Here is an 8,639-nt window from a genome sequence, read left to right on the forward strand (position 1 = left end):
TCTATTTTTGTTTCCCGGAATATAGTAATAGGCAAATATACGGTTATGTACTTTTGTTGCGATGACAAAAGTACATAACCGTATATTTTTAACGAAAAAGGGCTGTCACTTAAAAGGATAAAACAATAAGAAAAGTGATATAAATAGCAATTAAAAAGCTAATTTTATACCACTTTCTCAGTAATTATTAGCTTTAGAGGCTGTGAATACCGAATCTAATAATGACATCCATTTTCGTAATACTTATTCTCATCTAATACAAGAAAATATATTTCAATCTCACTGTAACCGACATTACGAATATTCCGGTCAAGAATCGCCGCTGCCTGATCTTGCGCCGCCTGGCCACGGTCAAACCAATTAACCTGGACAAAGAGCGTGCTTTTACTCACTTCACCCTCAGAAATACATATCGTTTGGAGAAGTTCAATCGTAAAATATTCTCTGGGGCAACCGATACACTCTGTCAACTCTGTTACCAATTGCTTACTTATTGACTTAACATCCTCTTGGGACATACCTCGAATGATGATTTGCGGCATTAATAAGTTCCTCCCCGTTATAGTCCGCCATATTCAGGCGGACGGAATGAATCTTCCGGCATTGTTAAAAGTTTATGAATGGTATCAATCATCGCCTGCTTATTGATAGGCAAACGCCCATTTACATAAGCGTAATTCGATGCATGGTCGCTATACAAGAGGCTCGTCGCCTGCAAGTTCAAAATAAGCAGTTCCGTTTCCCGCAATGCTTCATACGGGCTAAGCAAGCCAAACTTGCCTTTAGACCATTGGTCATACAGTATCGTCCCCTCCATTGGAATAAATGTCCGCAGGCGAATAAACTCCGGATTAATTTCATTTAGTACCCGGGCACTGGCAAGTGCATGTTCCCCGCTACGCTCCCTTCCTCCAATACCAATCATAATATATTCACTAAGTTCAATACCTGCTGCACGGACTTTCTTTCCGGCTGTTATTACAGCTGCAGCATCGGCTCCTTTGGCAATCCGGGTTAAGGTTATATCGTCGCCACTTTCAATACCGCAGTGTATTCTACTTAAGCCCGCTTTCTTCAAACGCTCAAATTCACCCTCACTTTTGAGGTTAATAAATTGAGTGGAGCCATATAACGTGATTCTCTTGTTAGCAGGAAACAACTGCTGGGTATAGCAAAATATGTCCTCCAGCTGCTCTGTTCTCATAAGAATCGTATTACCATCAGCAAAAAATACTGAATCTACGGTACTGCCATATTGAGCTTGAGCAAGTCTTAAATCTGTTTTTATTTCTTCCACTGAACGTATGCGAAAAGCTTTATCTTTATACATGGCACAAAAAGTACACTTATTGTGTGGACAACCAATAGTTGCCTGAATGATCAGGCTGCTAGCCTCACTAGGCGGGCGATATACAACACCTTCATAGCGCAACTTGTATTTCTCCCCTTTCGTTCTTACATCTGCAGCTACTGTAATTGTACGTTATTCCCGAATTTTTTTCCATGCAATGAATACATCTTTAATCGTCAGATAGACGCCTTTATATAAAAAAGACTCATCAGTTGCTCGCACACTGATGAGTCCGTATAAACATAGGGTAACATTTAAAACTATCGTTCTCCTAGCTTAAGAAAGATATTAATATCTGCCCAATTAAATGCAACATAGCGAATGTCCTCACTGATGATGGAATGACGGGACATAATTAGTTTAGTAAGCTTCCCACAATTTAAACTATTAATCGCCAGATCAAACATTTCTTCTCTTGAGCCTGCCTTATCAGCACTTGTATGCTCCACCATTATCCACCCCTTTAGTTAGGCATTTAGTTTCCGAAAACAATCGGTATGGTTATAGTATAATTCGATATTATATTAATTAAAAATATCGATAAACTATGTTAGAATAGTTTATAACTATCTATTGGAGGCATGACAATGGAATTGCGACAACTGGAATACTTCCAAATGGTTTGCCGGTGCAACAGCATTACGAAAGCCGCAGTTGAATTACATGTAGCGCAACCATCAATCACAATTGCAATAAAAAAACTGGAAGAAGAACTCGGCGTAACCTTGCTGGATAGAACGCAACGACAAATTACACTGACTACAGAAGGCCAGGTTTTTTTGCAGCGCATAAATGATATTTTAAGCCGTCTTCATGATGCAACGATAGAAATGAATGACTATCGAATATTACAAAAAGGTTCCATTAAAATCGGTGTACCTTCCACAATTGGCGCCTTTCCTTTCCCTACCCTTTTTGCGCGTTTTCAACAACTATATCCAAATTTCAAACTGACCGTAGTGGAGGCAGGCTCTTTAACCATTCCCCATTATTTAGAGCGGGGCGATATCGAACTAGGAATCATGATTACTTCTCACACATCTAACTGTCTGGCAACTGCCAGCATCACAACCGGTCAAATTCTTGTCTGTCTTCCTCCCGGCCATCCCTTAAGCAAACTCGATAAAATCCCCTTTACCGATCTGCGCAACGAACGCTTCGTACTACTAAAAGAAGACTCTTATAGCCGGCAGCTAATTTTAGCAGAGTGTCAAAAATACCAGTTTAACCCTAATATTGTATTCAGCTCAAGTCAGATTGAAACTGTGCGCAGTCTTGTTGAACAAGGAGTGGGGATATCTTTTCTTGTCGACGAGGTTGCAAAAAAGCATGGCACCATTATTACCCGTCCTTTAGTCGAACCACTCATGTACCAGATAGCATTAGCCTGGAACAAAGAGCGTTACCTATCAAAAGCAACTAAATTATTTATTGATTTTGTCAATACTTAATTAAATGTCCGTTATGCCCAGGATCCACCCCATAAACAGTCAAGAAGCCACTATTACGAATGTATCTAAATAATTTACTTTTTGTTTGCACGCTATCGTTCGCGGTTTGTAACTATTATTCAATTTTATTAGGCCTAGTCTGACGATAGAATGTCAAATAGTGACAGGATTTTTCATTTACTATGTATAATAGATATTACGTAGTAGATAAAATGTAGAAGGTGACGACTAATGAAAAAGATGTTGCGGCATATACTTTTTTTATGCCTCTTTTTAACAATGGCGCTGCCAGTGTCCGCACAAACTATTTTGTATGTTCCTGCAGATGATCGTCCAGTAAGTTTCCAATCAGCTGTCGATACAGTAGCAGCTGCCGGATATACTGTCCTGGTCCCCCCTAGAGAATACTTAGCTGGTCGCAGCCGTGAAGGCGATCCCGAACGGTTATGGGAGTGGGTACTTACAAATGCAGGGCAGGCTGATGCTCTAGTCCTGTCAGCAGACTCCTTAATTTATGGAGGCTTAGTAGACTCACGAGTCCATGAATTCAGCAGCGTTGTGCTCGAATGGCGTTTAAAACGTTTCAATCAGCTCAAAAAACTTTGCCCACAAACTCCTTTATATACTTTCAGCACAATTATGCGATCTCCTAAAGCAAGCGGCAGTCCTGTAGAGCCAGCTTATTACGGCAAATACGGCAGCACCATTTTTCTGGTTACGTCTTTGCAAGATAAAGCAGAAACTTCAGGTTTAACAGATGCAGAGCGCTGGCAACTGCAAGCAGCATCTGCCACCCTCCCCGCCGATATACTGGCAGACTGGATGAATAGAAGAGCTAAGAACTATCAAATCAATTCCCAATTAATCAATCTCACGCGAACAGGCGTTATTGACTATTTCATTGCCGGCCGTGATGATACAGCTGTTTTCTCACAGTCCCATAAAGAAGGACGTATGTTGAAACAACTGGCCAGCGATTTATCTGTACAAAAATTTACTTCTTTTCCCGGTGCCGATCAGTTAGGCATGATATTGCTTGCCAGAGCCTATAATACGTTAAACAAAGCGACCCCTATAATAATGCCATATTACGCGCTTGGTACCGCAGGCGCGACGATTCCCCGCTATGAGGATCAGCCTTTTAACCAGACTGTTACTGAGCATATAATTGCTGCAGGCGGCATCGTCGGAACTGCTGATCAGCGTCCCGATTTATTGTTAGCGATAAATACACCACTTGCTGCCGTAACAGAAGAGGCTGAGCTGCTTGATAATATTCCGGCCATATTATCAAGTACCCGTCAATTTGTAGCTACTATAAGAAATAACATTTCTGCTTCCATACCGGTAGCCGTAGTTGATGTTGCTTTCGCCAACGGAGCCGATAACGCCCTGATGACTGAGCTAAACAATAACCGTCTGCTCACTCGGCTTAGCGCATATTCCGGCTGGAATACTGCCAGCAATACCCTTGGTTATGCAATCGGCCAGGGTTTAATGGCAAAGACAACCAATGATACAGAACGCCTAAAGCTTTTAGCCGTCCGTTACCTTGATGACTGGGCCTATCAGGCTAATGTCCGCAAGGAAATTTACCGAGAGCAGTCCGATTTGCGTGATGACAATGTGAGATATCTCGATCAGCCAAATACTGAGCTGGAGGCGTTAGTACAAAAAAAGCTTCGTAATTTCGCCTCAAAGCAACTCTGGCTGAAGCCTGACTCTATACAAGTCACCTTTCCCTGGAGTCGTCTATTTGAAGTAGAGATTATATTTTTATCGCCTGAGCCGGATCATGACAGTCATTAAAATAAGATGATCAAAGACCGCTTTATTGGAGAATCACTCCTTTAAAGCGGTCTTATTAATCAAACGTAGGTTCAAGCCATTTGTCAGCATCAGTACTAATACCGACTTTACCTGGTCGCTCTCCTTCAATGCGAGGAAAGGATATGATAAAGGTAGTTCCAGCTCCCACTGTCGATTTCATGTCGATTTTTCCGCCATGCCGTTCGACTATGCTGTAACATACTGCTAATCCAAGACCGGTACCACAATCTTTCGTCGTAAAGAACGGATCAAAAATCTTACTCATGTACTCTTGATCAATTCCACAGCCATTGTCTATTGTTATTAATTCAACCTTATCAGGTCTTACCTTCGTTTTAATATACAATTTCCCTTTGGCGGTCATTGCTTCTATTGCATTGCGGGAAAGGTTCAAAATCAATTGCTTCATTTCTTTTTCATTCAACAATAACATTGGCATTGCTTCTTCCAGGTTCAATACTACTTCGATATCATGCTTTGCTGCATCTGCCTGTAATAATGGCACAATACTGTTGATGATTGAATTAATATTTTGTTCTTCCTTCACTACCGCCTTATTCTTTGCAAGTGACAAGAAATCAGTAACAATGGTATTAATGCAGTTTAACTCTTCCATAATGATAGCATACTTTTCGCGCTGCTCATCTTCTGCTTTAGCAGCAAGCATCTGTATATATCCCATTACCACCGTCATTGGATTGCGAATCTCATGAGCTACGCCTGCAGCCATTTCGCCAATCAAATTCAGGCGATCCAGCCTAGCAAGCTCTTTACGTAGCTGCTCTAATTCGGTAATGTCCTGATAAAAAGCCACTGCCCCGATTATTTTACCGCTGGCCGGTTCGCGGGTAGGATGCACACTGGCTAAAAAACACTTTTCACCGCGCTGACATAACCGCGAGTTTATTTCCTCTCCCTGCAACGCCCGTGCAATTAACAGATCATCAGCATAATCCTCCTGAATTGCCATAGACATCTGATGAACCTGCGACGATTTAAAGCGATTATATATTTGCGGCAAAAGCTGGATTGCCGTATTATTAATTGCTGTTATAAAACCTTCGCTGTCAACAGTGAGAATTGCAAGCGGCGCCGTATCAATCAATTGCTGCAATCGCTGTGCTTCATTAATGTATTGCAGCGTCAACTGCTGCTGAATAGTCTCTGATTCCTTATTTTGCGTAACATCCCGTGCCACACAAAAAACAGCTGCTACAACATGATTTCTTCCAAATATAGGATTTAAGAAATATTCCAGGTAACGAATCCCATGAGGAAATGCAACCTTAGCAACTTTTGACATAGAAGTCCCTAATAGAAACACTGTCTTTAAATGGGCTTCAAAGGGGATCATGATTTCCCTCGGCAGACCTAATTCCCGCCAATTTTTACCAATTACGTCTAATTGCTTCAAGCCAAACAGTTGTGCTCCTGATATACTGGCGTATGTAAATCGACTATGTCCATCCAGAATAAAGGCACAATCATGACTTAGTGAAATTATTTTTCCGAAAACCTCAGATTGATTTTTAATCGCAGTAGTTAGCGCAGATAATTCAGTCTCAATTATTTTACGATCAGTCATTAACTTTTCAAGTTGCTTGTCAACTTCTGTTAATTTCGATATATATTCCTGGATTAATTGCAGCATCAACTGGCCACCCCACGCTATCAATAGTTTCAAAGCCAACGAAAGAAACACGGTTACGAGCCTACCGTGTTCTAAAATACGTTACTTTATCAAGTTAAAACGACGTATAATGAAATAGCTATTCCCTAATTTTATCTGAATTCCCTGCTAATTAAGCGCTATTTTTATCAATATTTACCTAATAATCCAGAAGAATCGACATAATCATTTATATTTTCCACTTTTTTTACGGGCATTCCTTATTATACAAAATAAGTATTACCTCCTTTACCCGGTGACCTAGCAATAATTTATTCAACTTTTCCACGAAATTAACGTTGACGTAATATCTAGATTATGATAAAATTTATCTTTTGTTTGCTATTAATTGCCTCTTATTATATACTAAGATAAACGGCAGTTAATGGGGGTGACTCATGTTTAAAGTAGGCGATAAGATTTTTTATCCAATGCATGGCGGTGGTATTATCTCCACCATCGAAGATAAAGAAATTTTTGGCGAAGTTCAGGCTTACTATGTAGTAAGCATTCTGCACAGAAACATGCAAGTAATGATCCCTGTTAACAAAACTGACAATCTAAAGCTACGCCATATTGTCGATCCGGCAAAGCTTGATAACATGCTGACTATGCTCCCCACGGGGGAAACCGACACCTCGATCAGCGACAACCAGCGCCACAAGATTAATCTTAACAAAATTAAAAGCGGCGACATCTATGAAACAGCAGAAGTTATCCGCGATTTAGTGCGCAGTAATAACAAAAAAAAGCTGAGCATGGTAGATTCAAACATGCTGGATAATGCCCGCCAAATACTAATAAGTGAAGTCGTTTTAGTTAAGGGAATTGAGCATGATCAAGCTACTTCATTAGTAAACGAGATAATTGATATTATCTAGGTCAAATAATAAAACGACTCATCTGCGAACTGCAGATGAGTCGTTTTATTATTACCGTTTATCGCTCGCGCTTATTAACATTTCCCCTGGCTAACGAGGCAAAAATTCCTACGGCACAAATTCCTGCAAAAACCAAAAAGGCCGTATGAGCTCCTGCCTGGATCATTTCTGAAGAATTAATTCCCGTATTGGCTCCGCCTGCATGAACAGATAGCAGCATTGTAACAATAGCGATGCTTACGGTTTGGCCAATCAACCGCATTGCTGCCAGGGAAGCGGCCGCTATGCCGTAAAATCTCTTTTCTACCGCTCCCATAATCGCATTATTATTAGGGGATGCAAATAAAGCGAACCCTAGCCCAATAAGAATTAGATTAGCAACAAGCAGCCAGAGAGAAGTATCTTTAGCAATGAAACTAAAAAGGAATAGTCCCAGCGTGCTCAATGCCATTCCCCAGGACGCAACTACTGCCGGCTCAATCCGATCAGAAAGAGCACCAGCCAAAGGAGAAAAAATCACCATAATAAGAGGCTGAGATAATAAAATCAGTCCTGCTAATTGGGAATCATATTCCATCACTACCTGAAGATACAGCGATAATACAAAGGCAACAGCAAAAGTGGCACTATAGTTAATCATCGCTGCAAGATTGGAAAATGCAAAAGCTCTGTTATCACAAAATAACTCAACATGAAAAATCGGATATTTTTGTTTTGATTCGTAATAAATGAATCCAGTTATTAGCAACAAACCCAGCCCAAGAATATATTTTCCCCAATAGCTTTGTGAGACCTCCGAAAATCCATAGAGAACTGCACTAAGCGAGCTTATACAAAAAAGGCTGCCGATAAAATCAAACTTTTCGCCTTTAGCTCCGGCCCATTCTCCTTTTAAGCGCCATGCAGCTAATGACGCAGCAGCGAGTCCAATGAATGCCGTAAAATAAAAAATACTTCGCCATCCAAAATAGTGATTCATAAAACCACCTAAGACAGGCCCCAGCGATAGACCAACATAAGTAGCTGCTGCTGTAAGCCCCATGGCTTGGCCGCGTTTCTCCGGCGGATAAACGGATGTTACAATAGCAATGCCCGTACTGAAAATCATTGAGCTGGCTGCGCCCTGACAAGTTCTAAAAAATATCATAGATTCTATTGACCAGGCAAACCCTGACACTAGGGCAAACAACGAAAATAAGACTATGCCTGTAATATAAATCTTTCTTCGCCCTACAATATCTGCCAGCCTGCCAAAAGGCAGCAAAAAAGCCGCTGAAGCAAGTAAATAACCGGCTACTACCCAGCTAAGCATTGTAGCCGACCCATTAAATTCAGTTCCAATAGCGGGTATGGCAAGATTAATAGAACTCCCCATAAACGGCGCCAAAAAAGAAGTAACCATAACGACTACTAGTACTGCTGACTCTAACGACAACTGCAAGTTCATACACATACCC

The 8,639-nt window shown here is 40.9% G+C and carries 8 protein-coding genes; 3 read left to right on the top strand and 5 right to left on the bottom strand.

The features are described from left to right. Window positions 1-215: 215 nt before the first annotated feature. From RTR76_RS20810 to RTR76_RS20820, 3 genes are all read right to left on the bottom strand, one after another. Window positions 216-542 carry a DUF1904 family protein gene (locus RTR76_RS20810; RefSeq protein ID WP_312524526.1) on the bottom strand — a complete coding sequence of 109 codons (327 nt, stop codon included), beginning with the start codon at window positions 540-542 and terminating at the stop codon, window positions 216-218. Between the two features lie 17 nt (window positions 543-559). Continuing rightward, window positions 560-1,432, bottom strand: a complete 873-nt coding sequence (locus RTR76_RS20815) for a radical SAM protein (protein ID WP_312524527.1) — start codon at window positions 1,430-1,432, stop codon at window positions 560-562. A gap of 179 nt (window positions 1,433-1,611) precedes the next feature. Next, window positions 1,612-1,803, bottom strand: a complete 192-nt coding sequence (locus RTR76_RS20820; protein WP_312524528.1) for a hypothetical protein — start codon at window positions 1,801-1,803, stop codon at window positions 1,612-1,614. Window positions 1,804-1,938: 135 nt separating this feature from the next. On the opposite strand from RTR76_RS20820, the gene RTR76_RS20825 reads away from it, so the two are divergent. Both RTR76_RS20825 and RTR76_RS20830 read left to right on the top strand, forming a co-directional pair. After that, a complete protein-coding gene (locus RTR76_RS20825; RefSeq protein WP_312524529.1) occupies window positions 1,939-2,802 on the top strand; it encodes a LysR family transcriptional regulator in 864 nt (287 codons plus the stop codon). Window positions 2,803-3,033: 231 nt separating this feature from the next. Beyond that, window positions 3,034-4,611, top strand: coding sequence for a DUF4127 family protein (locus RTR76_RS20830; protein ID WP_312524530.1), 1,578 nt, complete (start codon window positions 3,034-3,036; stop codon window positions 4,609-4,611). Window positions 4,612-4,666: 55 nt separating this feature from the next. On the opposite strand, the gene RTR76_RS20835 is transcribed toward RTR76_RS20830, so the two are convergent. After that, complete coding sequence (locus RTR76_RS20835; protein ID WP_312524531.1) at window positions 4,667-6,283, bottom strand: ATP-binding protein; 1,617 nt, start codon at window positions 6,281-6,283, stop codon at window positions 4,667-4,669. Window positions 6,284-6,699: 416 nt separating this feature from the next. Here RTR76_RS20835 and RTR76_RS20840 point away from each other — a divergent pair, with 416 nt between their 5' ends. Beyond that, a complete protein-coding gene (locus tag RTR76_RS20840) occupies window positions 6,700-7,182 on the top strand; it encodes a CarD family transcriptional regulator (RefSeq protein WP_312524532.1) in 483 nt (160 codons plus the stop codon). A gap of 58 nt (window positions 7,183-7,240) precedes the next feature. Here RTR76_RS20840 and RTR76_RS20845 read toward each other — a convergent pair. After that, window positions 7,241-8,639: MFS transporter (locus RTR76_RS20845; protein WP_312524533.1), on the bottom strand; the 1,399-nt coding region annotated here is incomplete at its 5' end.

This window comes from Anaerospora sp. (genome assembly GCF_032013335.1).
GTDB lineage: Bacteria > Bacillota > Negativicutes > Sporomusales > DSM-15969 > Anaerospora.